This window comes from Microbulbifer maximicatervae (SeqCode), from assembly GCF_052467305.1.
Genome location: NZ_CP174306.1, coordinates 4,981,872 through 5,007,032 on the forward strand (window position 1 = coordinate 4,981,872; position 25,161 = coordinate 5,007,032).

At 52.9% G+C, this 25,161-nt stretch carries 15 protein-coding genes; 14 read left to right on the top strand and 1 reads right to left on the bottom strand.

Going from position 1 to position 25,161, the window contains the following annotated elements; genetic code table 11:
- Window positions 1–48 precede the first annotated feature (48 nt).
- The 6 genes from pilG (at window position 49) to ACJJI4_RS21870 (ending at window position 10,821) form a co-directional block, all read left to right on the top strand.
- On the top strand, window positions 49–444 hold the full coding sequence (pilG, locus tag ACJJI4_RS21845) for a twitching motility response regulator PilG (protein WP_020413651.1): 396 nt from the start codon (window positions 49–51) through the stop codon (window positions 442–444).
- Between the two features lie 235 nt (window positions 445–679).
- On the top strand, window positions 680–1,042 hold the full coding sequence (gene pilH / locus ACJJI4_RS21850; RefSeq protein WP_108731421.1) for a twitching motility response regulator PilH: 363 nt from the start codon (window positions 680–682) through the stop codon (window positions 1,040–1,042).
- A gap of 16 nt (window positions 1,043–1,058) precedes the next feature.
- Window positions 1,059–1,598 (top strand): chemotaxis protein CheW, encoded by a 540-nt coding sequence (locus ACJJI4_RS21855; RefSeq protein WP_444926456.1) that lies wholly within the window; start codon window positions 1,059–1,061, stop codon window positions 1,596–1,598.
- Window positions 1,599–1,758: 160 nt separating this feature from the next.
- Window positions 1,759–3,900: a methyl-accepting chemotaxis protein gene (locus ACJJI4_RS21860; RefSeq protein WP_444914978.1), complete on the top strand. Its 2,142-nt coding sequence runs from the start codon at window positions 1,759–1,761 to the stop codon at window positions 3,898–3,900.
- Window positions 3,901–4,063: 163 nt separating this feature from the next.
- Window positions 4,064–10,306 (top strand): hybrid sensor histidine kinase/response regulator, encoded by a 6,243-nt coding sequence (locus ACJJI4_RS21865; protein ID WP_444928258.1) that lies wholly within the window; start codon window positions 4,064–4,066, stop codon window positions 10,304–10,306.
- Between the two features lie 35 nt (window positions 10,307–10,341).
- Window positions 10,342–10,821 carry a chemotaxis protein CheW gene (locus ACJJI4_RS21870; protein ID WP_413664076.1) on the top strand — a complete coding sequence of 160 codons (480 nt, stop codon included), beginning with the start codon at window positions 10,342–10,344 and terminating at the stop codon, window positions 10,819–10,821.
- A 63-nt stretch (window positions 10,822–10,884) separates the two neighbouring features.
- Here ACJJI4_RS21870 and ACJJI4_RS21875 read toward each other — a convergent pair whose 3' ends face one another.
- Window positions 10,885–13,545: a penicillin-binding protein 1A gene (locus tag ACJJI4_RS21875; protein ID WP_444926457.1), complete on the bottom strand. Its 2,661-nt coding sequence runs from the start codon at window positions 13,543–13,545 to the stop codon at window positions 10,885–10,887.
- 148 nt (window positions 13,546–13,693) lie between these two features.
- Between ACJJI4_RS21875 and ACJJI4_RS21880 the strand changes: the two genes are divergently transcribed.
- The 8 genes from ACJJI4_RS21880 (at window position 13,694) to gltB (ending at window position 25,148) form a co-directional block, all read left to right on the top strand.
- On the top strand, window positions 13,694–14,770 hold the full coding sequence (locus tag ACJJI4_RS21880; protein WP_444926458.1) for a pilus assembly protein PilM: 1,077 nt from the start codon (window positions 13,694–13,696) through the stop codon (window positions 14,768–14,770).
- 1 nt (window position 14,771) lies between these two features.
- Window positions 14,772–15,344, top strand: coding sequence for a PilN domain-containing protein (locus ACJJI4_RS21885; protein ID WP_444926459.1), 573 nt, complete (start codon window positions 14,772–14,774; stop codon window positions 15,342–15,344).
- A gap of 15 nt (window positions 15,345–15,359) precedes the next feature.
- Window positions 15,360–15,980: a type IV pilus inner membrane component PilO gene (locus tag ACJJI4_RS21890; RefSeq protein ID WP_444926460.1), complete on the top strand. Its 621-nt coding sequence runs from the start codon at window positions 15,360–15,362 to the stop codon at window positions 15,978–15,980.
- Window positions 15,977–16,507 carry a pilus assembly protein PilP gene (locus ACJJI4_RS21895; RefSeq protein ID WP_444926461.1) on the top strand — a complete coding sequence of 177 codons (531 nt, stop codon included), beginning with the start codon at window positions 15,977–15,979 and terminating at the stop codon, window positions 16,505–16,507. Before ACJJI4_RS21890 ends, ACJJI4_RS21895 begins: the two co-directional genes overlap by 4 nt.
- On the top strand, window positions 16,507–18,681 hold the full coding sequence (locus ACJJI4_RS21900; RefSeq protein ID WP_444926462.1) for a type IV pilus secretin PilQ: 2,175 nt from the start codon (window positions 16,507–16,509) through the stop codon (window positions 18,679–18,681). Before ACJJI4_RS21895 ends, ACJJI4_RS21900 begins: the two co-directional genes overlap by 1 nt.
- Window positions 18,681–19,202, top strand: coding sequence for a shikimate kinase AroK (gene aroK, locus ACJJI4_RS21905; protein WP_444928259.1), 522 nt, complete (start codon window positions 18,681–18,683; stop codon window positions 19,200–19,202). Before ACJJI4_RS21900 ends, aroK begins: the two co-directional genes overlap by 1 nt.
- A 67-nt stretch (window positions 19,203–19,269) precedes the next feature.
- Entirely contained in the window at window positions 19,270–20,355 is a 1,086-nt protein-coding gene (gene aroB / locus ACJJI4_RS21910; protein WP_444926463.1) for a 3-dehydroquinate synthase, read from the top strand.
- Window positions 20,356–20,699: 344 nt separating this feature from the next.
- Window positions 20,700–25,148, top strand: a complete 4,449-nt coding sequence (gene gltB / locus ACJJI4_RS21915; RefSeq protein ID WP_444926464.1) for a glutamate synthase large subunit — start codon at window positions 20,700–20,702, stop codon at window positions 25,146–25,148.
- The last annotated feature ends 13 nt before the right edge of the window (window positions 25,149–25,161 follow it).

The following is a 25,161-nucleotide window of genomic DNA, read 5'->3' on the forward strand; positions in this document are numbered from 1 at the left end:
AGTTTTCGCGTGCCCGAAAATAAGTAAACAGGGGATTCAAAAAAGACTATGGAGCTTAACTGGGAAAGTCTGACTGTCATGGTGATCGACGACAGTAAGACAATTCGCCGCACTGCGGAGACGTTGCTGCAAAAGGCGGGCTGTACCGTGGTCACCGCGACAGACGGTTTTGATGCGTTAGCAAAAATCGCGGACTCCCGTCCGGATGTCATTTTTGTCGATATTATGATGCCGCGCCTGGATGGCTATCAAACATGTGCGTTAATAAAAAATAACAGCGAATTCCGCTCCACCCCTGTTGTAATGTTGTCGAGTAAGGACGGTTTGTTCGATAAGGCAAAAGGGCGTGTTGTTGGTTGCGATCAATATCTGACCAAACCTTTTAGTAAGAGCGAGCTGCTGGGTGCTATTTCCGCTCATGCCAAGCCGCACCATGCCGCATAAGTGGCCTACAGAAAAAGAAAATATAGATAACGGACTCCATTGTGGGCATTGTGCCCACAAGCTCGGTACCAAAATTTAATTAGAGTACAGATTTTCCGGTTGTTACAGACCGGTTGATTTTTGTACCCACACTATCGGTAGTCATAGTGCATCTCGGCACATGCTAGCGAGGATAATCACAACAAAAACCGCCGAGCGCAGTAGTTGTTGCCGAAAAGATGTCATGGGGGAAATGATGGCAAGAGTACTAATAGTTGATGACTCTCCTACAGAAACACATAAGCTGACAACCATTCTTGAAAAAAATGGCCACGCAGTAATCACCGCTCCCAACGGTGAAAGCGGAGTTGAAGTAGCCCGCGCCGAGCGCCCCGATCTGATCCTGATGGATATTGTGATGCCGGGTCTCAACGGTTTCCAGGCCACCCGCCAATTGAGCAAAGACAGCAATACCGGTGAAATTCCGATCATTATGGTAACTACCAAAGATCAGGATACAGACCGTGTCTGGGGTATGCGCCAGGGAGCCAGGGCTTACCTGACCAAACCTGTCGATGAGAGCAAATTGCTGGATGCGATCGGGGAGGTGTTGGCCTAATAGCCAGCTGCGAAAAGTGCAGTCACAAACACCTTATTTAGCTCTGGTTGATATTGCACGGCGCGCCAAAGCGCAGGCCACTGGCCTGCCTGGCCGCCGGGAAATCAAACCCTACTGGACCGGTATCGGTTTCTCTCTTCTGGATAACCATTTTGTCGCCTCCATGGATGACGTTGTGGAATTGCTCGAAGTGCCACAGCACACTTTTATTCCGGGCGCTCAGCCTTGGGTAAAAGGCGTCTCTAATGTTCGTGGTCGCCTGCTTCCCCTTATTGATCTCGCAACTTTTTATGGCGGCTACCTCTCAGGTCCGCGCCAGCAACGTCGTGTTTTGGTGCTCGAGAGGGATAAGACCTACGTGGGGCTTATCGTGGATAAATTGTTTGGGATGCAGCACTTGGCGTTTGAGTATGCCCGTGAGGCACCGACAGATTTGAGTGAACCATTTGCGCCAATGGTGCACGGCCAGTTTGTTTTACAGCAGCATCGTTGGCTCGTTCTCGATATGCGGGCACTGATCAAGGATGCGCGTTTTATGGATGCAGCTTTACGCTGACTAATCCAGTTCTTTCTTTCCGGTAGCCGAGGGTGGTCGACCGGATGGCCCGCAATTAGTGCAGGGATGTACAGCACTGACTGAGGGGTCTTGTCATTAAAGCGTTAAAACTAAAGTGGTATTAAACCGGCCTAATGCAATGGCCCGCTAGGAGTAAATTATGAAACCAGGCTCCCAGAGTTCCTTTTCCGCGCTGCGCAGTAATCCTGCCGCGCTGGTATTAGGTCTACTGGTACTCGCCACGCTGGCGGGGCTTATTGTCAGTATTTATTTGGTACAGACTCGAGACGAGCAGGATAAAGAGTACCTGCAGCAAGTCGCCGAGTTGCGGGCCCTTTCCTATCAGGTAGTTTCCTATGCGCCGGCGGCAACCGCAGGCGATAGTGAGGCCTTTACCGAGCTGGAAAATGTTACCGAAGAAATGGCTAATGCCTGGAACCAGCTTCAGCGAATGGATGACAATAGTCGCCGCGCCCTGGGTGCTCAGCTGTCTGCCTACGATCAGGTTTGGCGCAGCTTGCGCGAGCAGGTCGACACGATCATCGGCAACCAGGAAACCATCGTATTTCTTAACGATATCGCTTCTACGCTGAGTGACTCGCTTCCCGAACTACAGGCTGAGCACAACAATATTGTAGAAATTCTGCTGGCTAACAATGCTCCGGCAAATCAGGTGGAACAGGCCCAGTTACAGGTTTGGCGTGCGGAGCGTATTGGTCGAAATATCGATAAAATGCTCCAAGGTGGCGATGATGCCGAAGCCGCCGCTGACCAGTTTAATACCGACGCCAGTCTTTTCGGTAAGGTGGTTGACGGTATGAAGAGCGGCGATGTGGTGATGGGGATTTCCCGTATTACCGATGAAGAGGCTCGCCACTCATTGGATGAAATTACTGAGCTGTTCGGCTTCGTAAGCACCTCCGTACGAGATATCTTCGAAGCAACTCCGGCCCTGTTTGCTACCCGCCAGGCCTCTGACGGCATTATCGCGTCATCTCCCCAGCTGATCGAAGCATTGAGTACGCTGAATGACCGAATCGTAAACCTTTCAGATGATCGCCAGCCCAACAACTTGACCATTGCTGCACTGGCTTTGGTCTTCGTTTTGTTGATCTTCGGTATGATGGCGATGGCATTCTCCGGTACCCGCCGAAACCTGAAAAAAGAGGAAGATACCAACGAGCGTAACCAGCACGCGATTATGCAGCTGCTGGACGAGCTGGCCGACCTCGCCGACGGTGACTTGACCACCTCTGCAACGGTAACCGAAGCCTTTACTGGTGCGATTGCCGACTCCATTAACTTTACTATTGACCAGCTGCGTGTGCTGGTATCGCGGATTAATGGTGCTGCACAGGAAGTATCTGGCTTGTCCCAGGAAACCCAGCAGACTGCCTTGCACCTCGCCGAGGCCTCTGAGCACCAGGCGCAGGAAATTGCCGGAGCTTCCGCCGCGGTTAACGAAATGGCGGTCACCATTGACCAGGTATCTGCGAACGCCTCTGAATCTGCCCAGGTAGCCGAGCGCTCAGTACATATCGCAAGTAATGGCGCCAAGGTGGTACAGAACACCATCAAAGGCATGGATAACATCCGCGAGCAGATTCAGGATACTTCCAAGCGAATTAAGCGCCTGGGTGAATCCTCCCAGGAAATTGGCGATATCGTAAGTTTGATTAACGACATTGCTGACCAGACCAACATTCTTGCATTGAATGCCGCGATCCAGGCGAGCATGGCCGGTGATGCCGGTCGAGGCTTCGCGGTGGTTGCGGATGAGGTACAGCGACTTGCGGAGCGCTCTGCAGCTGCAACCAAGCAGATCGAAGGTCTGGTAAAAGCGATTCAGTCCGATACCAACGAGGCGGTAATCTCCATGGAACAAACCACCAGTGAGGTGGTACGTGGAGCTCGTCTGGCCCAGGATGCGGGTGTTGCACTGGAAGAAATTGAAAGTGTATCCAACAACCTGGCATCGTTGATTCAGAACATTTCTAACGCTGCTCGTCAGCAGGCTTCGTCTGCCGGCCACATTTCCAACACGATGAACGTGATTCAGGAAATTACCTCGCAGACTTCTGCGGGTACCCAAGCTACCGCCCAGTCCATTGGTAACCTGGCGCAGACCGCGAGTGCACTGCGCGAATCCGTTGCCGGCTTCAAACTTCCGCAAGAGGAAAGTGTTGAAAGCAACAGCGAGCTGTATGACGTGGAGTTGCCGGAAATGGATACAGATACTTTCACTATTGAAGGTGAAGATACTCATTCATTGGAGTCCCGCGAAGACCGGGCCCTGGCCTAACCCACACAATAATGCCCGGCCATTATGAAAGTTGGCCGGGCGCAAAAGGGGCGCACGGAATTGCTTCCGATAAATCCGCGAGTTTTTCTCGCAGAAAACTGTAGCGCTTGAGTACTGAATAAATTATTGGGGACTTGGCGTGAGTCACGACAATCCGAACTTCATGGCCTTGGATTGGCTGATCGGTGAAATTAACGAGACTTTGGCACAAGCGCGCCAATTTCTTGAGACGTTCGCTGTAGAACCCGATGCGGGTGCCTCTCTTCTGCAAAACAGCTTGTCGCTGGTGCACCAGGTGCACGGTAGCTTACATATGGCACAGCTAAGTGGTGCCGCGATGTTAGCAGAAGAGATGGAGCAACTTATCCAGGCCCTCGCCACTGGTGCGGTTGAAAATACCGACGAGACGCGCGAATTTTTGATGCGCGCATTGCTGGAGTTGCCCCTTTACCTCGAAAAGGTTTCTTTTCAGCGTCGTGACAATGCCGTTCTCTTACTTCCCCTGATGAATGACTTGCGCGCAGTGCGCCGCGAGCGATTGATCAGTGAAGGAGCGCTTTTCTCGCCAGAACTGTCTTCATTGGCAACGGTGATTGGAAAGCGCCAGCCCCTCGTCGCCGATAGCGCCCGCTTAAATGACCTGGTCACCAAGTTGCGCAAGATGTATCACGTAGCGGCTGCGGGTCTGATCCGGGATGTAAACAGCGGCGAAAGCCTGGCTTACCTCACCAAGATTATTGAAAAAATGCAGCTGCTTTACAGTGGTAGCTGCCGCCAATCCCTGTGGGAAGTACTGTTCGGTATTTTGGAGGCGCTCGGCGAACACCGTATTAATGTGCAGCCCGCACTGCGCCATTTACTGCGCAAGGTGGATATTGAATTCAGGTTGTTGCAGGGGCGTGGCGCAAAGGTATTGGACGCGCGCCTGGATCAGGACTTTCTGCGCAACCTACTTTTTTATGTCTACCTCGCCGGTCCGAATGGGCCGCACTGCGAGAAACTCTACCAGCGCTTCGCACTAGATAAGGCGGTTCCCGGTACGCCTCGCCCGGATACTGAAGATGTATTGGCGATGGGGCCAGAAGCCCTGGGCAGTGCAATTGCTGCAGTGCGCGATGAACTGCAATTGGTGCGTGAAGCACTGGAGCCCAGTACAACCGATACAGAACAACCCTCGCTGTCAGATACGGCCGCTGTGGCCAAGCGCCTCGCGGATACACTCGGTATTTTGGGATTGGAAGCGCAGCGGGTTCGCGCTCGCAGTGTCTACGAAGACCTTCGCGATGCCTCCCGTGGTACTGACGTTGAAGAGTACTTGATGCGTGCCGCCGGGGAATTGGTTCAGCTCGATTCAGCGCTTGCCGCCACCGTCGATCGCAATAAAAAAGTCGACGATGAGCAGCCCATTATGGGCGACGCCACTGACTCTGTATTACGCGAGGCCAGACTCGGTCTGGAAGCGGTAAAAGAAGCGGTCATGGAGTATGTGGCCAGCCACTGGGATATCAGTTACCTGAGCCGTGTGCCACAGCGCTTACAGGAAGTCTGTGGTGGTCTCGAAATGGTGGGTTACCAGCGAGCGGGTGAAATCATCTCCGCTTGCAACCGCTATATTGGCAGCTCCCTGATTGAGGCTGGAGAACAGCCCGAATGGACAATGCTGGATACTCTGGCAGATGCCATTACCAGTGTTGAATACTACCTGGAGCGCCGTGCGGAAGGTCTGGCTGATGCAGAAATGCTTTTGGCACTGGCTGAAGATAGCGTAGAGGCTTTGGGCGTTTCGCTGAAGATCGTCGATGAGAGTGAGGCCGACGCCAGTCTGGAAGCGCCCCCGATATCAGAACCCGAACTGCCAGATCTTATTGATTACGATTTAATCCCCGATGACGAAGCCACTGCGGTTTCTGATGAATCTCTGGACTCTCAAGCTGAAATAAATGCGGAAGAGTCATCTGCCATAACTTTGCAGCTGCCTATGGATGAAGCAGATTCTGTTGTGGAGTCTGAGCTGGAAATCGATGGAGAGTCTGTTCCGGAGGAGTCTTGGTTCTCTGATGGGGCTCCTCAGGTTGAAGCTGCTCCGGTACTTGAAGTTGAAACTGGGATAGAGGCTCCTGAGGCTGAGGAAGCGCCTGCTGAGATTGCTGACTTCATTGAAGCTGCACCGATGGTAGAGTCTGCTGAGGTTGAGCCGGTTGCTGCAGTTGCAGAGGTCGCGGATACGACGGAGGAACTCGGTGATGACACTGAGAGCCTGATTGACGATGAAATTATCGAGATCTTCCTGGAAGAAGCCGGGGAAGTTCTTGCGCATATCAGTTGCTACTTCCCGGAGTGGGCTGCCAATTTTGCCAATCAGGATGCCCTGGTAGAGTTTCGTCGGGGCTTCCATACCCTGAAGGGGTCGGGCCGTATGGTCGAGGCCCTGGATATTGGTGAACTGGCCTGGTCTGTGGAGAATATGCTCAACCGGGTTATCGATGGCAGCGTGAAACCCGGGCCTGCCCATGTATACCTGATTGAGCAGGTGTATCAGAAGTTCCCCTCAATGATTGAGGCGTTTAAACACGGACAGAGCGACCCCGATCAGCAGCTTACCCTGCAGTTACAAGCTTGGGCTGAGCAGCTGAGTGCGGGAGAGATGCCCGCTGATCTGGAAGCCCAAGGTGCAGGCGGTGTCGCGGCAGTTGACGTTGTTGAGGACACCGGAGAAGACCTGGCTCAACTCTGGGAAATTTTTGCCCAGGAGGCAGAGACGCACCTCAATGTCGTAGATGAGTATTTGCAGGATATGCAGGCTGCCGCGCCTTTGTATGGTGTTCCCAGCGATCCAATGCACCGGGCACTCCACACACTTAAAGGCTCCGCACATATGGCGGAAGTCAAAGTGGTTGCCGAAATTATGGCGCCACTGGAGCGCTTCGCTAAAGAGCTGCGTATTTATCAGGTGCCTATCGATGCAGATATTTTTGATCTGATCAATGATAGCGCCACCTATGTGCGTGAGGTGCTGGAACAGATTCGCTCTTCAGAGCCTCTCGCAATAGAGAAATCGGAACAGTTCCTTGCTCGCGTTGCCGAATTACAGGAGCGCTCTGTAGGTCACTTGATTCGCGAGCGCGAGGCGAATGAACCTCGCGCGGTCGATCCCCAGCTTCTCGAAGTCTTGATGGCTGATGGCATGCGGGTGCTGCTTGATGCAGACCAAATGCTGACGGAGTGGCGCGCCGACCCGGCAGATAAAAGTCGTGTTGTATTGGTCGCTGATGAGCTCAATGTTCTGCAGGAGGCGGCCAGCCGAGCGCAGTTGCCGATCCTGGCTGAGCTCGCTGAGCTGTTGCTGAATGTTTATCGCAAAGTCCTTGCGGGTGACCTTGAGCAGGAGCCCGCGCTATGGGCCTCTCTTGAGCAGGGACACAACGAGTTGCTCGATTTAATCGATGCAGTAGCAGCAGCACAAGACCTCCCTGAAGTCAGCGAAGCTGTGGAAGAGGCGCTTCGCTACCTGGCTCAGGGTGAGGAAACCAGTTCATCAGCAGAAGATGACTACGACCTCGATGAACTGGGAATCGATAGCGAAGCACTGGCTATTGCCGAGCCTGAAGAGCAGGCGCCGGAGCCCACGGAAGTAACCGAGCTTCTGGTTTCAGAAGCATCCCCTGATGAGTGGATTGAGCCACCTGTATTACAGGTGTCGCACGACGGGGAATCTCTCGATGGCGAGGCTGAGGATTCGGAAATTCCTCAATTGCAGGCCATAGAAGTTGAGGCCGCCGTTGAGGACGTTTCTCAATTTGAAGAACCCTTCTCTGCACCTGAAGTTGAACCTGCTGGCGACCTGGCTATCGAGCAACCGGGTAGCGAGGTGTCATCACAGGATTCCGCTCAATCAGTCGATTTACAGAAGTTGTTGGCAGATATTGACCCGGATGTTGTCGATGTCTTTATGGAGGAGGCGGGAGATCTTACCGATGAGCTGGAGGAACTGATCCAGAGTTGGGAAGAGCAGCCGGAAGGCCGCGAGCAAGGTGAGGCCCTGAAGCGTGTATTGCACACCTTTAAAGGTGGTGCACGTATGGCTGGCCTAATGGGGTTGGGTGAAGTAGCCCACCGTTTTGAAACGGTGATCGAAGGCATGCGCGACAACGATCAGCCCTCCGCAGATTTCTTCGCCAATGCCCATGGTATCCACGATCGTCTCGCCGATGGAGTAGAGACAGTTCGCGCCTGGATGGCTGGTGAACAGCTTGATGCTTTTGTACAGCTGGTCAGCACCGATTGGGCGGATCAGAAGCCGGCTAACTCGGCAGCTGCAGAAGCAGTGATTGAATCTGAAGTTTCAGACGAACAACCTCAAGAAACTGTTCTCGTAGCGGATACGGAACAAGGTGATGAAGTCACTGCGGCCGAGAGTACTCAGCCGGATGCTGATGTAGTTGCTACGCAGCTGCCCGAGATCGCTGTAGGTCAGGAAAGCGATAACGTTTTGCCATTTATCCGCAAGGCCGGTAATGCAGAGCAGGAGGTAGCGGCACCGACCCGGAACCAGCCCCAGGAGATGGTGCGTGTCGCTGCTGAACTTCTGGAGGAGTTGGTAAACCTCGCCGGTGAGACTGCAATTTCCCGTGGTCGTCTTGAAGAGCAGATGAGTGAGTTCGGTCTCGCCCTGGACGAGATGGATGTGACGCTGGTGCGTCTCAACGAACAGCTGCGCCGCCTGGACCGCGAGACCGAGGCTCAGATCCTGTTCCGCCAGGAGCAGTTGGCAGAACAGGACGGCGACTTCGATCCGCTGGAAATGGACCGTTACTCGTCTATTCAGCAATTGTCCCGTTCCCTGCTGGAGTCCACATCTGACTTGATGGAGCTGCGCTCCACCCTGAATAACAAGGCGCGGGATACAGAGACCCTGTTGCTCCAGCAGTCCCGAGTAAATACCGAATTGCAGGAAGGTCTGATGCGCAGCCGCATGGTACCTTTCTCCCGTCTGGTACCGCGCCTGCGTCGCATCGTGCGCCAAGTAAGTGCTGAGCTGGGCAAGCAGGTCGAGTTGGGATTCTCCAACGTTGAAGGCGAGCTGGACCGGTCCATGTTGGAGCGTATGGTTGCGCCACTGGAGCATATGCTGCGCAACGCTGTGGACCACGGCATTGAAATGCCAGAGGAGCGTTTGGCTGCCGGCAAGTCTGAGCGTGGGCGTATCGATGTGGCGCTGAAAAGGGAGGGCAGTGAAGTTGTCCTCACCATCCGCGATGATGGTGCCGGTGTCAATTTGATCCGGGTGCGTGAAAAGGCGGTGGAAAATGGCCTGATGAGGCCGGATGCTGAGCTCTCGAATAATGAGATTCTTCAGTTCATTCTGCAGGCCGGTTTTACCACTGCAGAAAAAGTTACCCAGATCTCTGGCCGGGGTGTGGGAATGGACGTTGTATCCGCCGAGCTTAAGCAGATCGGTGGCAGCGTCCATATCAACTCAGAGGCAGGCGCAGGAACAGAATTTGTCGTGCGTCTGCCGTTCACAGTTTCGGTTAACCGCGCTTTGATGGTGCGAATTGGCGATGACCTGTTTGCACTGCCGCTGAATACCATCGAAGGTATTGTGCGCCTCAGCCCATTTGAGCTGGAGCACTACTATCGCTCAGATGATGCGCGTTTCGAATACGCCGGGGAACTCTATCAGGTTAGCTATTTCGGTACTCTGCTGAAGTCTGGTGCTCAACCCAAGCTCAGTGTCGATGATATGCAACTGCCCGTTTTGTTGGTGCGCTCTGAAGGGCACGCTATGGCATTACAGGTGGATGCCATTAAGGGCAGTCGCGAGATTGTAGTGAAAAGCCTCGGCCCGCAGTTCTCCGGGGTTCAAGGGGTATCAGGTGCAACAGTAACTGGTGATGGTAGCGTCGTGGTGATTCTCGACGCTCACGCCCTGCTGCGTCGCCAGGCCACCCAGCTGGCAAGGCCGGAAGTGCCACAGCTTCAAATTCAGGAAGAGCCTGAAGTGCAGTCCGAGCAGGAGGCGCGCCAGCAGACCGTTATGGTTGTGGACGACTCGGTTACAGTGCGCAAGGTAACGACGCGCTTCCTGGAGCGAGAGGGCTATCTGGTTAGCACTGCAAAGGATGGTCAGGATGCGGTTATCCAGCTGCAGGATAAGATCCCCGATCTGATCTTGCTGGATATTGAGATGCCGCGCATGGATGGCTTCGAAGTTGCGCGCCATATTCGCTCCAGCAGCCGCCTGCGGGATATTCCTATCGTAATGATCACCTCGCGTACCGGTAATAAGCACCGCGATCACGCTATGTCCCTGGGAGTTAACCACTACCTGGGTAAGCCTTACCAGGAAGATGTACTTTTGGCGGCTATTCGTGAGTACGCGGATGCCGAAGCTGTCGGAAGCTGAGACGGCAAATATCAGGAATAATATAGAGATAGGCAATGAGTGAAGTTGAAGCGCTGCCGGTAGATGTCCCCCAGGAAGTGAGCAGCCTGTTATTGCCCCTTGAGCAGGGGCAGCTGCTGGTGCCGGTGGACAGCCTCTCAGAGGTTGTTGCAATGCAGACGCCGATGGCAGTTCAAGATGTACCCGAGTGGTATTTGGGAGATCTGATCTGGCGGGAACAGCGCCTGCCGGTGGTATCTTTTGAAGTGATGCGTGGTGGTGCCTTGGGAGCAGTTGCAGAAGAGGGGCGTATTGCGGTGCTGAGCACGGGAAATCCCGATGGCGAGCTGCCGTATTTTGCATTGCTCTTGCGCGGCACTCCGCGCCTAGTGCGGGTTACCCCTGAGGAGTTGGCGCTGCGAGAGCAGCCACTAAACCCTGGAGAGTTAATGCATGTGGCGCTTTCTGGTGAGGAGGCGGTTATTCCCGATCTGCAGGGATTAGAGCGGGCCTGCCTGCGCTATCGCAGTGACTGAGTTGTTTTGCTGATGTATCACAAAAAAGGGGCCAGAGGCCCCTTTTTTGATTGGGCTGTTCGCTTAGAACAGCTCTTCCGGTAAAGAATCTTCCCGGCCATCCTGGCTGGGCATATCCATATCTTCATCGGTGTAGCGATTGCGATATGGGTTATATACCTCGCGGCCGGGCACCCGGTTGGTCCTGAATATCTCAAACATGCCCCCGTAAGAGGTGCGCAAGCCATTTTGAGGGTTGATACGTACCGTAACTATGCCATCTGGTTGAGCCAGGTGGCGCTCGGGAAGACCTTCAAGGGCACTGCTCATAAAATCGATCCAGATAGGCAGGGCGGCCGAGCCACCGTATTCATTTTTACCCAGTTCGCCATAGGAATCGAAGCCAACCCAGGCACTGGTTGCCAGGTAGGGGCTATAACCCGAGAACCACGCATCCCGTGGACCATTGGTGGTACCGGTCTTTCCGGCAATATCACCGCGCTTCATCGCCAGAGCGCGGCGCCCGGTGCCCTTTTTGATAACATCTTTAAGCATCGAATCCATTATGTATGCCGTCTCTGCGGACATGGCTCGCGGAGCGCGAGGACGCGCTTGGCTCTTGCTCGGGTCGAGGGGGCCAACGGGCAGTACGTGTAGTTCCGCTGGCTCTTCACCTTGATCGACCCCTTGTCCTTCCAGTTGTAATTCCGCGAGATCGACGGGTTCAGCGGACAGGGTTTCAGAGCCTGTGCCCGGCTCAGGACAGTTATCGCACACAGTGAGAGGCAGTGCCTGATACAGGACTTCGCCATTAACATCCAATACCCGGTCAACCAGGTAGGGCTCCACTCGGTAGCCACCATTAGCGAAGGCGGCATAGCCTCGCACCATCTCCAGGGGCGTGAGAGCGGAGCTACCCAGAGCAATGGTCAGGTTGCGGGCGAGCTTGCTGCGCTCAAACCCAAAGCCCTCGACAAAGCCCAGGGCGTAGTCCAGTCCTAGGGATTGTAGCAACCGGATTGAGACCATATTGCGGGACCTGTACAAAGCCATACGCAGGCGGGTTGGGCCGAGGAAGGTCCCCCCGTCATTCTCAGGCCGCCATACATCTTGCAGGTTGGTTTCCTCAAAGATAATCGGGGCATCATTGATAATGCTCGCCGCTGTATATCCGCGCTCGATCGCAGAGGCGTAAATAAAGGGCTTGAAACTGGAGCCGGGTTGCCGGGCTGCCTGAGTGGCCCGATTGAAGTGGCTCTGGCGGAAGTCGTAACCACCGACAAGGGCGCGGATAGCCCCATCTTCGGGCTCAATAGATACCAGGGCGCCCTGTGCTTCCGGGACCTGGGCTAGAACCCACTCTTCAGTCACCTGGGGTTCGGCAGGCTTGGTATCACCGCTCTCGGGATCCGCAAACGGATCGGCCTGAAGTGGCTCATCTACAGCGGTGGCGATCATCTCGCTACTGGAGTTGCTCTCTTTCTTTTCCTTAACGACCTTGCGCAGCCGAATAACATCTCCGGGCGCAAACATTTTTTCAGCGGACTGAAGGCGTGCGCCCCGAGCGCTCTCAGAAATATAGGGCCTGATAGAACTGAGCCCATTGCTCCAAGGCAATTCAATTACGCGCCGATCTCTCAGTTGAACCTGAAGTTTCTTGGGTTCTACTGCGGTGACAACGCCGGGTTCCAAACCGCCGAGAATCGGAATCTCGTTGAGTAAATCGATAAGTTGGTCGCTATCTTGCAGCAATTCCGGTGCAAGACGCTGTTCTGGGCCACGATAGCCGTGGCGCGCATCATAGGTTTCCAGACCGTGCTGAAGCGCATTGCGAGCCGACTCCTGCAGGCGACTGTCTACCGTTGTTATGACCTGGTAGCCATCGGTATAAGCGTTGTCGCCAAAGAGGTCTACTGCCTCTTTCCGTGCCATCTCGGCAATATAGGGTGCATCCAGGTCGAGGTCGCGGCTGTGATAGCTGGCTGTTACTGGCGCAGTAATAGACTGGTTATATTGATCCTGGTTGATATAGCCAAGGTCGAGCATCCGCATCAGGATCCAGTTGCGGCGTACTAGGGCTCGGGAGGGGTTGGCGAGAGGGTTGAAGGTTGATGGCGCTTTGGGGAGTCCCGCCATCATAGCCCACTGGGCCAGATTCAGATCCTTGATATCTTTGCCGTAATACACCTGAGCCGCAGCCTGGAAACCATAGGCACGGTTTCCAAGGAAGATCTTATTGATGTAAAGGGCGAGGATCTCGTCCTTGGTCAGCTCCTGTTCGATTTGCAGCGATAGCAAAATTTCATTGAACTTGCGCACAAAACGCTGTTCTCGGCTGAGAAAGAAGTTGCGCGCCACCTGCATTGTCAGTGTACTACCACCAGACTGGATAGAACCGGTCTTAATCAGCTGCGAGGCGGCCCGCATCAAACCTTTGATGGAAACACCATTGTGGGAGTAAAAGCTGGCATCCTCAGCGGCGAGAATCGCTTTGATAAAGGGTTCTGGCGTTTGCTCGATCGTGATAGGGTTGCGCCGCTTTTCACCGAACTCACCGATCAGTTTCATATCCCGTGAGTAGACCCTCAGAGGGGTCTGTAAGCGGATATCGCGGAGGCTCTCCACTGAGGGCAACCCCGGTTTGAGATAGAGGTAGATACTGGCTAGGGCCATTGCTGTAGCGGCTACACCGGCAAGGCCGAGCCAAAGCAGTGCGAGCAGACGATTGCGGGCTTTTACGGTCATGAAACTGCTTCTGTGTACTTCATCAAAGTGATTAGGTGAATAATTATACGAATATTGTGCGCTATTACCTATGCAAATGCAGGTTGAAGCGTTAATTTAAAGTGCTATAACATCAAACCCTCATAACCCACGGAAAAGATAAGAAAAAATGGGAATTTTCCCTTTTCTGAGCAAAGGCCCCAAGGCCATGTTGGGACTCGATATTAGCTCTACTGCGGTCAAGTTGCTGGAGCTAAGTCGCAACGGCGACAAATATCGTGTCGAAAGTTACGCCGTGGAACCTCTCCCACCCAATGCCGTAGTTGATAAGAATATCAATGATGTGGGGGCGACGGCTGAGGCTATTCGCAAAGTTGTACGACGCTCCAAAACTCGCCTGCGCCAAGCGGCTGTCGCTGTGTCTGGGTCGGCGGTGATCACCAAGACCCTTGAAATGCCGGCAGATCTCAATGATGAGGCCCTTGAGGCTCAAATTGCATTTGAGGCTGGCCAATATATTCCTTATCCGCTAGAGGAGGTTAGCCTGGACTTTGAAGTACAGGGGCCTTCTGAGAAGGGGGAGGGGCAAGTGGAGGTTCTACTTGCAGCTTGTCGTACAGAGAATATTGAACAGCGAATCTCCGCCTTGGGAGAGGCGGACCTTGAGCCCGGTGTTGTTGATGTTGAAGCGTACGCAATAGAGAGAACTTACTCTCTATTGGAAGACCAACTTCCTCCCCAGGAGCAGCTAGTTGTAGCCGTTATTGATGTTGGGGCGACAATGAGTGCTTTATCTGTCCTTGTGGACGGTAAGACCGTGTATACCCGAGAGCAGCTTTTTGGTGGGCGGCAGCTCACCGATGAGATCCAGCGTCGCTACGGTCTCTCCGCGGAGGAGGCTACTTTAGCGAAACGTCAGGGAGGGAGCGGGCTGCCGGATGACTATTTTGCTGAAGTGTTGGAGCCCTTCCGTGATGCAGTCGTGCAACAGGTAACCCGTTCCCTGCAATTCTTTTACTCTTCCACATCCTTTAGTGATGTAGATTTTATCCTGCTCGGTGGCGGTGTTGCCGCTATGGAGGGAGTCGGTGATTTGATTAGCGAAAAGTTGGGCAGACCCACTTTAATTGCTAATCCATTTTTGCGGATGAGTGTTTCGTCAAGAGTCAACCAACTAGCTTTGGCGAGTGAAGCTCCATCCCTGATGATTGCCACAGGTTTGGCTATGAGGGAGAAGGACTACTGACATGGCAAAAATTAACCTTCTTCCCTGGCGTCAGGAGTACCGCGCTCAAAAGCAAAAAGAATTCCAGCAATTGGCATTGCTGGTTTTTATTGCGGCTGCAATGGCGGTATTTCTGTGGATGAAAACGGTTGATCAACAGGTTGTTCGACAAAATGAAAGAAACCAGATCCTGCAAACCCGTATTAACGCTCTTAATGTTCAGGTAAGAGAAATAAAAGACCTGAAGAAGCGCCGCCAGGAATTGATTGATCGAATGCGGGTAATTCAGGAGTTGCAAGGTAATCGACCTCTCGCAGTGCGTTACTTTGATGAGATAGTGCGAGCAACCCCCGAGGGGCTATGGCTTAGTGAGCTAAAAAGAGAAGGTGATCGATTAGACTTACTTGGCGTGGCTGAATCCAATAATCGCGTTTCTTCTTTTATGCGAAATTTAGACCATTCAGATTGGTACGAGGCCCCCCAATTAACAGGTGTAACCGCAACCCCGCAATACGGCGATCAGGCGAGTGAGTTCCAACTTACGGTGAAGGTCAGTGGGCGCAAGAAAGAAGATGATCAAGATAGCGCAAAATAGTAAAGGACTTCAGTAATGGCACTGGCAGATACTATAAAACAGCTTAATGAAATTGACTTCAATGATATTGATTTTACCCGGATAGGTGTTTGGCCTCTATCGGGGCGAATTGCTGTTTTAGTACTTAGTGCGGCACTGGTAATCGGTGCTGGTTATTACTTTCTGATTAAAGATATTTATAGCAAGTTTGAATTCTCCGTAAATAAAGAGTCAGACCTCTTTAGTCAGTTTGAGAAAAAGCAATTTGAGGCTGCAAATCTTGAGGCTTATAGGGCCCAACTGTTTGAGATGGAAGAAACCTTCGGTGCTTTACTAAAACAACTGCCGAAAGATACAGAGGTTCCAGGCTTGCTTGAAGATATTGACGAGTTTGGTAGTGGTAGTGGCCTTACAATTAACAAAGTTGAGTTGGAGCAAGAGCGAGTAGGCGAATTTTATGTAGAGTTGCCTATAAGAATAGAAGTTCAAGGAAGTTATCACGAGTTCGGAGCTTTTGTTAGCGGTATAGCAGGAATGCCCAGAATTGTTACCCTGCATGACTTTGATGTCTCTACTGAGCGCGGCGATGGAGGGCTTCTTAATATGATCATTAATGCAAAAACTTACCGATACAAGGGGCAAGGTGAAGAGGGATGATAAAATACCTACCTATACTTCTTGCCCTATTCTTTGTTTCTGGTTGTAGTCTAAATGCCGACCATAGTGATTTGCGAGAGAGAATGGCAGCAATTGAACGCAAGCCTAAGGGGCAGATAGAGCCTATCCCCACTTTTACACCTTATAGTCCCTATGTTTATGCTGCTGCGGCAAGGCGTAGTCCCTTTACTCGCCCGGTATTGGAGTCTGAAAAGCGAATAGTAGGGCGCAAATTAGATATTGCTCCGGACTTGACGCGTCAGCGTGAATTATTGGAAGGGGTTAATATTGACCTCTTATCGATGGTTGGCAGTTTAGCCCGTGAGGGTCAAATATGGGCACTGATTAATGATGGAACTGGTGGAATTCACCGGATTACTGTGGGCAATTACCTGGGTAAGAACCACGGTCGCGTTGTAAATGCAACAAGCACCCAATTAGATATTCTTGAGATTATACCTGATGGCACCGGAGGCTGGATTGAGCGGCCGCGGGCGCTGGCATTGGAAGAGAGGGACAACGGATAATGAACGGAAAACGGTTTGCCTATTTAATGGCTCGGGTTCAGTTGCTGCTACTTGGTTTATTGCTGTTTCCAATAGCTTCTAATGCCCAGGTAAACAAGCTTAATGATATACAGTTTGCGGAGTTACCGGGTAGTCGAGTTCAGCTGCGCTTAACTTTTAATGATGTGCCTCCAGAACCCACAGGTTACACGATAGAGCAGCCCGCTCGAATTGTTTTGGATTTTGCGGGTGTAGAGAGCACTCTCCCACAAAAAAAATATTCTTTAGGTATTGGTGCGGCCAGAAGTGCAGTGGTTGTCTCCAGTGAAGATCGCACCCGCCTTATAGTAAATCTTGACCAACTCCCGACTTATTCGAGTGAACGGCAAGGTAATCAGTTGGTGGTGGTAATTGGTGCAGAGTCTTCTGAACGTAATCGTCCACTGCAAAATACAGTCGAACATGATAGTGGCTTAAACCTCGGCGGCGAAAAGCAGTTTCAGCGCTCAGAAAGTATTGCAGTAAATAATGTGGATTTTCGCCGAGGGGAGGAAGGAGAAGGCAAGGTTATTGTTAGCCTTACTGATCCCGCGGTTAATATCGATGTTGAACGGACTAACGGTAAAATTTATCTAACATTTTTAGGCGCGGACTTACCTGAGTCATTGCGTCAGCGACTAGATGTTACTGATTTCGCCACCCCAGTAAATAATATTACTGTGGACTATGATGGGCGCAACACGGTAATTGCAGTTGATCCCAATGATACTGAATATGATTACTTGGCCTATCAAGCTGATACAGAGTATGTATTGAGTATTAAGCCTTTATCTGCACAAGAGATTCGTGAGAAGGAGAAGGAATTTCAGTTCAATGGGAAGAAGTTGTCCCTCAACTTCCAAGATATTGAGGTCCGTTCCGTCCTGCAGGTTATCGCCGATTTTACCGATCTTAATTTGGTTGCTAGTGATACAGTGCAGGGCAGAATAACTCTGCGCCTTGACGGTGTACCATGGGATCAGGCGTTGGCTCTAATCCTTAAAGCGAAGGGGCTAGATAAACGTCAGGAAGGCAGCGTTATCATGGTGGCACCGGCGGCAGAAATAGCTGAGCGGGAGCGCCAAGAACTTGAAACTCGCAAACAGCTAGAGGACCTCGCCCCTTTGCTTACAGAGTTTATAAGTGTGCGATACGCGGATGCTGGCGAGATTTTTAACTTGTTCTCAGGTCAAGGTGGGGCCGACGGTATAGCTGGGGGCAATGGGGGTAGTGAGGGTAGTAGCAATCAGCAGATGAGTATCCTTTCCTCTCGAGGTAGAGCCATTGTTGATGAGCGAACGAACACAATCATCCTCACTGATACGGAGAGCAAGATTGCTCAGTTCCGAGAGCTGATAGAGGTTATCGATGTTCCTATTCGCCAGGTGATGATCGAGGCTCGGATTGTTACTGCCAACAGTGATTTTCAAAAAGAATTAGGGGTTCAGTGGGATTATGTAGGAAGCGCTGAGCTTTCTGACAATGCCACTGGCGTAGGTTCTGGTAGTTTAGCCCTAGATGATGGCACTGCGCTTGGTAGCCTGACTGGTGATTTTGATCCTCTCTTGGTGGATCTTGGGGTGGCTAACCCCGCAGGGAGTATTGCTTACGCTATTTTAAAAGATGACTTTTATTTGAGCCTGGAATTATCAGCTCTTGAAGAGGTCGGTGTAGCTGAAGTTGTTTCACAGCCAAAAGTTGTTACGGGTGATAAGCAGGAAGCTGTTATTCAGTCAGGTATTGAGATCCCCTATTTAGAGACAACCTCTTCCGGTGCTGCTGCTATTACATTCCGTGAGGCAGTATTGGAACTCAATGTAATTCCTCAGATTACTCCCGACAACAATATTATTATGAGCTTAAACCTCGAACAAAATAGTGTTGGTGAGTATGTTACTGTAGGTGGTGGGCAAGTGCCTTCGATCAATGTTAATACATTGGAAACCAAGGTATTGGTTCGAAATGGCGAGACGATCGTGCTAGGTGGGGTGTTTGAGAGTAACGTCGTTGAGGGTGTAACTAAGGTTCCATTACTTGGCGATATTCCCTATCTAGGCAACTTGTTCAAAAAGACTATACGCACGGACGATAAACGTGAGATCCTGATGTTTATCACACCGCGTATTCTTGAAGATGAGGCTTTCTACTCTAAGTGATCACCCGCTCTATTTTCCTGGTCGGCCCCATGGGGGCCGGCAAGTCTACGATCGGCAGGTTGTTGGCAGCGCAATTGCAGCTGCCTTTTGCCGATACCGACAAAGTGCTCGAAGAGCGCACTGGTGCGGATATTCCCTGGATTTTTGATGTGGAAGGCGAAGCGGGATTTCGCCGTCGTGAGAGTGAAATATTGGAAGAGCTCTGCCAGGGTGAGTGCCAGGTTATCGGTACCGGTGGCGGAATAGTTTTGCTCGAGGAGAATCGGCGGCAGCTACAAAAATATGGCCATGTAATTTATTTGCAGGCCAATATCGATCAGCTCTTGGAGCGCACTTCTAAGAATACCAATCGCCCATTGCTTCGTGTACCCAACCCCCGTCAGCGTATTGCGGAAATTTTGCAGGAACGCGAGCCTCTGTATCGTGAGGTTGCAGATATTATTTGCGACACCAATGACCTCTCCCCCAAGCAAGCATCCCTCCTGGTCGCAGAACACTTAGGCAGCCTGCTGTCCGATTAGTCCCAAGCGTCTGTGCTAAAGTGCGTCTCACTTCTGTTGAGATAAGCACTAGGGGATTGAGAGCAGTATGCAAAGCCTTAACGTAGAACTCGGCGAGCGTAGTTATCCGATAATTATTGGTTCAGGTTTGCTCGGTGACCCGCAATATATCCTCCCTTACATTAAAGGCCGGCAAGTTTGCATTGTTACCAATGAAACTATTGCTCCTCTTTATTTGGCGACATTATTGGAAGGGCTAAAAGGGCTCGATAAAGTGGATGTTGTCGAGCTTCCCGATGGTGAAGCTTTTAAATCACTCGACACAGTGAATCGAATTTTTGATGTGCTGCTGGAAAAGCGTCACAACCGCACTACGACACTAATCGCGTTGGGCGGTGGTGTCGTTGGAGATATGTGCGGTTTTGCTGCAGCCTGTTATCAGCGCGGGGTTAACTTTATTCAGGTACCGACTACCCTGCTGTCTTTGGTTGACTCCTCTGTTGGGGGAAAGACCGGCGTTAACCATCCCCTTGGTAAAAATATGATTGGCGCCTTCCACCAGCCCCGTCTTGTCCTTGCGGATACCGAAACCCTTGCCACATTGCCTGCACGTGAATTTTCCGCAGGCCTCGCCGAGGTCATTAAATACGGATTGATCTGTGACAGCCCATTCTTCGATTGGATCGAAGAGAATTTACAAAAGTTATTAACTCGGGAGCCCGATGCACTGGCTTACGCTATTGAGCGCTGCTGCGCCGACAAGGCGAATGTTGTTGCCAGTGATGAGCGCGAGAGTGGTCGTAGGGCGATACTGAATCTTGGCCATACCTTCGGCCACGCTATTGAGGCAGTGCAGGGGTATGGCAGTTGGTTACATGGTGAGGCCGTTGCCGCCGGAATGGTTATGGCGCTGGAGTTATCCAGGTTGCGCGGAGATATCGATGCAGAGCTGGTGGAACGGTTGCGAGCGATACTAGAGGCGGCTGATTTGCCGCAGCAGGCACCGCAGGGCATGACAACCGATGAATTCCTCCAAGTAATGCAGGTGGATAAGAAGGTGCTGGACGGAAAATTGCGTTTGGTGCTGCTAAAGGCACTGGGAGAAGCAATTATTGTCGATGATACCCCCAGAAAAATGATTATAAATGCACTGAAAAACTGTGGTGCCGAGTGATAACCCTGCTCTTATTGTCTAAATAATAGGACTGAGTACCAGAAAGGTTAGTTGCTAGAAGATAAGTTTGGTTTTGTTTGATTTGACAGACTAATACACTGTTAAAAGTTGAAAATGTAGTGTTGGACAAGTAATATTGCGCCCCCCCGAAAGGAAAGGCGGGGCAAAAAACCGCCAATAACAACAAAAAAAGCCCCAGCAGAGGGCTTTTTTTATCTCGGGATCTTTTTCCAAGGGACCGCAGGAGAGCGTAGCGCGAAGCTTAAAGTGACATTCGCCCATAACAGGCACTTCTTTTTTTTTAAGCGCCAGTGGTCCCCCAATCGATAGCGACGAGGAATTCTATGGGTAGCAGTCTGTATCAGTTGGATGAGTTTAAGGACAACTGCGGTTTTGGTCTGATCGCTCATTTGCACGGTGTGGCAAGTCACAAGTTAGTGCAGACGGCCATTGAATCCCTCACTTGCATGACCCACCGGGGTGGTATTGCCGCCGATGGTAAAACCGGTGATGGTTGCGGTCTTTTGCTGCAAAAGCCGGATGCTTTCCTTCGCGCAGAAGCCAAGACCCTGTTTGGTGCTGAGCTGACAGCAACCTACGCAGTGGGATCAATCATGCTCCCACTGGATCAAGCCGAAGCCGATAAAGCCCGCAAAATTCTCGAAACTGAGTTGCAAGCTCAGGGCCTAAAGACCGTCGGCTGGCGCACCGTACCGACCAACCCGGAATGCCTGGGCCCTATTGCCCGGGATTGCCTGCCACACTTTGAGCAGTTGCTGATCAACAATGCAGACGAGCCCCTCGGCGAGGCGAAATTCAATGCCCGTCTCTATGTGGCCCGTCGCAAAGCCGAGTTGCGCTTAAGTAGCGAAGTCTATATTGCCAGCCTTTCAACCAGTGTCCTCTCCTACAAAGGCCTGATGATTCCGGCTGATCTGCCCAAGTTTTTCCCAGAACTGGCCGACCCGCGCCTGGAAACCGCGATCTGTGTTTTCCACCAGCGCTTCTCTACCAACACCATGCCCCGCTGGCCCCTGGCTCAGCCATTCCGCTTGCTGGCGCACAATGGTGAGATCAACACTATTACCGGCAACCGTAACTGGTCTGTTGCTCGCACCAGTAAATTTGCCACTGACCTGATTCCAGAGCTGAATGAGCTGGTGCCCCTGGTTAACCGTGAGGGTTCCGACTCCTCCAGCCTGGACAACATGCTGGAGATGCTGTTGGCGGGCGGCATGGAGCTGCACCGGGCCGTGCGCATGCTAGTGCCGCCGGCCTGGCAAAATGTTGAAGGAATGGATGCGGACCTGCGCGCCTTTTACGAATATATCTCCATGCATATGGAGCCCTGGGATGGGCCGGCTGGATTGGTGATGACCGACGGCCGCTACGCAGTGTGTACCCTGGACCGCAACGGCTTGCGCCCCTCGCGCTGGGTGATTACCAAGGATGACCTGATCACCGTGGCATCTGAAGTTGGCGTGTACGACTATGCCCCTGAAGATGTTGTGGCTAAGGGCCGCCTTGGACCGGGGCAGATGCTGTCGGTAGACACCCAAGAGGGCAAGCTCTACCACACCGCTGACATCGATAATATGCTCAAGCGGGCACAGCCCTATAAGCGTTGGCTCAAGGATAAAGCACGCCGTATCCGCTCTACTTTGGTTACCGCGCCGGTGGACAACAACTTCTCCCACCAGCAATTCAAGGTCTACCAAAAGCTGTTCAGCTCCTCCCTGGAAGAGCGCGATAAAGTCGTCCGGCCCATGGCTGAAGCGGGCCAGGAAGCGGTCGGTTCAATGGGCGATGATACGCCGATGGCGGTTTTGTCCCGCTACAACCGCTCGCTCTACGACTACTTCCGCCAGCAGTTTGCCCAGGTAACGAACCCGCCAATTGACCCCCTGCGGGAAACCGTGGTGATGTCTCTGGAGACCTGCCTGGGTCGAGAGAAATCCGTATTTGAGGAAACCCCCGAGCACGCGGATCGGGTGATCCTGTCTTCGCCAGTACTTTCCCATATGAAGTACACGGCACTCTTATCCCTTGATCGCCCGGGCTTCGAAGCGGAGATCTTCGACCTGAACTACGACCCCGCTGAACAGGACCTCAAGTCGGCGATTGAACAGCTCTGCGCCAAAGTTGAGGCCTCAGTGCGGGCGGGGGCTGTGATTGTAGTGCTGTCCGATCGCGATATTCGCGAGGGGCACCTGCCCATCGATGCACTGCTGGCGACAGGCGCGGTGCACCACCACCTGGTACATGCGGGCTTGCGCTGTGATTCCAATGTTGTGGTGGATACTGCCAGCGCCCGAGATGCACATCAGTTGGCCTGTTTGGTCGGCGTCGGTGCCACCGCAGTACACCCGTATTTTTCCTACAGCATTATCAATCACCTGATCGATACCGGTGAATTGCTGCTGGATGCCGCTGAGGCGCAGAAAAATTACCGTAACGGCATTATCAAGGGCCTGTTAAAGATCCTGTCCAAGATGGGCATTTCCACCGTTGCCTCTTATCGCGGCGCACTGCTGTTCGAGCTGGTGGGCATTTCCAGGGATGTGGTGGATCTGTGTTTCCCCGGAGCACCCACTCGCATCGAAGGTGCCGGCTTCCCCGAGCTGCAAGCCGATATGGCGGCCCGTGCCGATATTGCCTGGAAAGCCCGCAAACCGGTTTCCCCCGGCGGTTTGCACAAGTTTGTTTACGGCCAGGAGTATCACGCTTTTAACCCGGATGTGGTGACTACCCTGCGGCGCGCTGCCAGCACCGGTGACTATGCCGCGTGGCGGGACTACGCGGAGCTGGTTAACCAGCGCCCGATGGCGACATTGCGGGATATGCTGGACTTCAAGGAGAACATCGAACCGGTAGCTCTGGAAGACGTGGAGCCAGCAGAGCAGATTTTGCGTCGCTTTGATACGGCGGCCATGTCACTGGGGGCCCTGTCCCCCGAAGCCCATGAATCCCTGGCCCAAGCGATGAATCGCCTGGGTGGGCGTTCAAACAGTGGCGAGGGCGGTGAAGATCCAGCCCGTTTTGGCACTGATAAAGTCTCCAAGATTAAGCAAATTGCCTCCGGTCGTTTTGGCGTAACACCGCACTACCTGGTAAATGCCGAGGTATTGCAAATTAAGGTAGCCCAGGGCGCCAAGCCCGGTGAAGGCGGTCAGCTGCCCGGTGGCAAGGTCAACGAATTGATCGCGCGGCTGCGCTATTCGGTGCCCGGTGTGACCCTGATTTCCCCGCCGCCGCATCACGATATCTATTCCATCGAAGACTTGGCGCAGCTGATCTACGACCTCAAACAGGTCAATCCCGATGCCTTGGTCTCGGTAAAACTGGTATCGCGGCCCGGGGTTGGCACCATTGCTGCGGGTGTTGCCAAAGCCTATGCGGATTTGATCACCATCTCCGGCTACGACGGCGGCACAGCAGCCAGCCCAATCACCTCGATTCGCTATGCCGGGTCGCCCTGGGAGCTGGGATTGGCGGAAACCCACCAGACCCTGCGTGCCAATGATTTGCGCGGCAAGGTTCGGGTACAAACCGATGGCGGCCTGAAAACCGGCCTCGATGTGATCAAGGCGGCAATTCTCGGCGCTGAGAGCTTCGGCTTTGGTACGGCACCCATGGTGGCGATCGGCTGTAAGTATCTGCGGATCTGTCACTTGAATAACTGTGCCACCGGTATCGCCACCCAGAAGAAGGACCTGCGTGACGAGCACTATATCGGCACCGCAGAAATGGCGATGAACTTCTTCCGTTTTGTCGCCGAGGAGACCCGCGAGTGGATGGCCAAGCTCGGGGTACGCAGCCTGGAAGAGTTGGTGGGGCGTGTGGATTTGCTGCGCGTACTGGATGGCGAAACTGACAAACAGAAGAAGCTGGATCTCGCGCCTCTGTTGCATACGGATGAGCTGTTGGAAAGCAAGCCGCAAACCTGTCAGTCCGCGACCAATGATCCGTGGGATAAGGGCGAACTGGCGGAGCGGATGGTGGCGGATATCCTGCCTACCATCGAAGGCTTTAAAGGTGGCGAGTTCAGCTACGACGTGACCAACTGTGACCGATCCTTAGGTGCGCGCCTGTCTGGTGAGATCGCCAAGCGCTACGGTAACCAGGGTATGGTTGAAGCTCCGGTGAAACTGCGCCTCAAAGGGGTCGCCGGCCAGTCATTCGGTGTGTGGAATGCCGGTGGTTTGGATATGTATCTGGATGGCGATGCCAACGACTATGTGGGCAAAGGTATGGCTGGCGGCAAGCTGGTTATACGACCGCCGCAAGGCAGCTCATTCGCCTCCCAGGAAACGAGTATTGTCGGCAATACCTGTCTCTACGGTGCCACGGGCGGCAAGTTATTTGCGGCGGGCTGTGCCGGTGAGCGCTTCGCCGTGCGCAACTCCGGTGCCTTTGCGGTCGTGGAAGGGGCGGGAGATCACTGCTGTGAATATATGACCGGGGGTATGGTCGCGGTTCTCGGGCGCACCGGATTTAACTTCGGCGCCGGTATGACCGGTGGCTTTGCCTATGTCCTGGATATGGAGCGGGATTTCTTTGATCGCTGCAACCATGAGTTGATCGAGCTGCGCCGAATCAGCAGCGAAATTCTCGAGCCACACCAGAGTCACCTGCGCGAAGTTATCGAGGAGTATGCGGCGGAGACCCAGAGCGCCTGGGGCGCCGAGTTGTTGGATAACTTCGATGATTACTTGAGCCGTTTCTGGCTGGTTAAACCAAAGGCGGCGAGCCTTGCAGATCTTCTTTCCGACGTGCGCAAGCGCGGCGAATAAAGGCGGGGTGGAG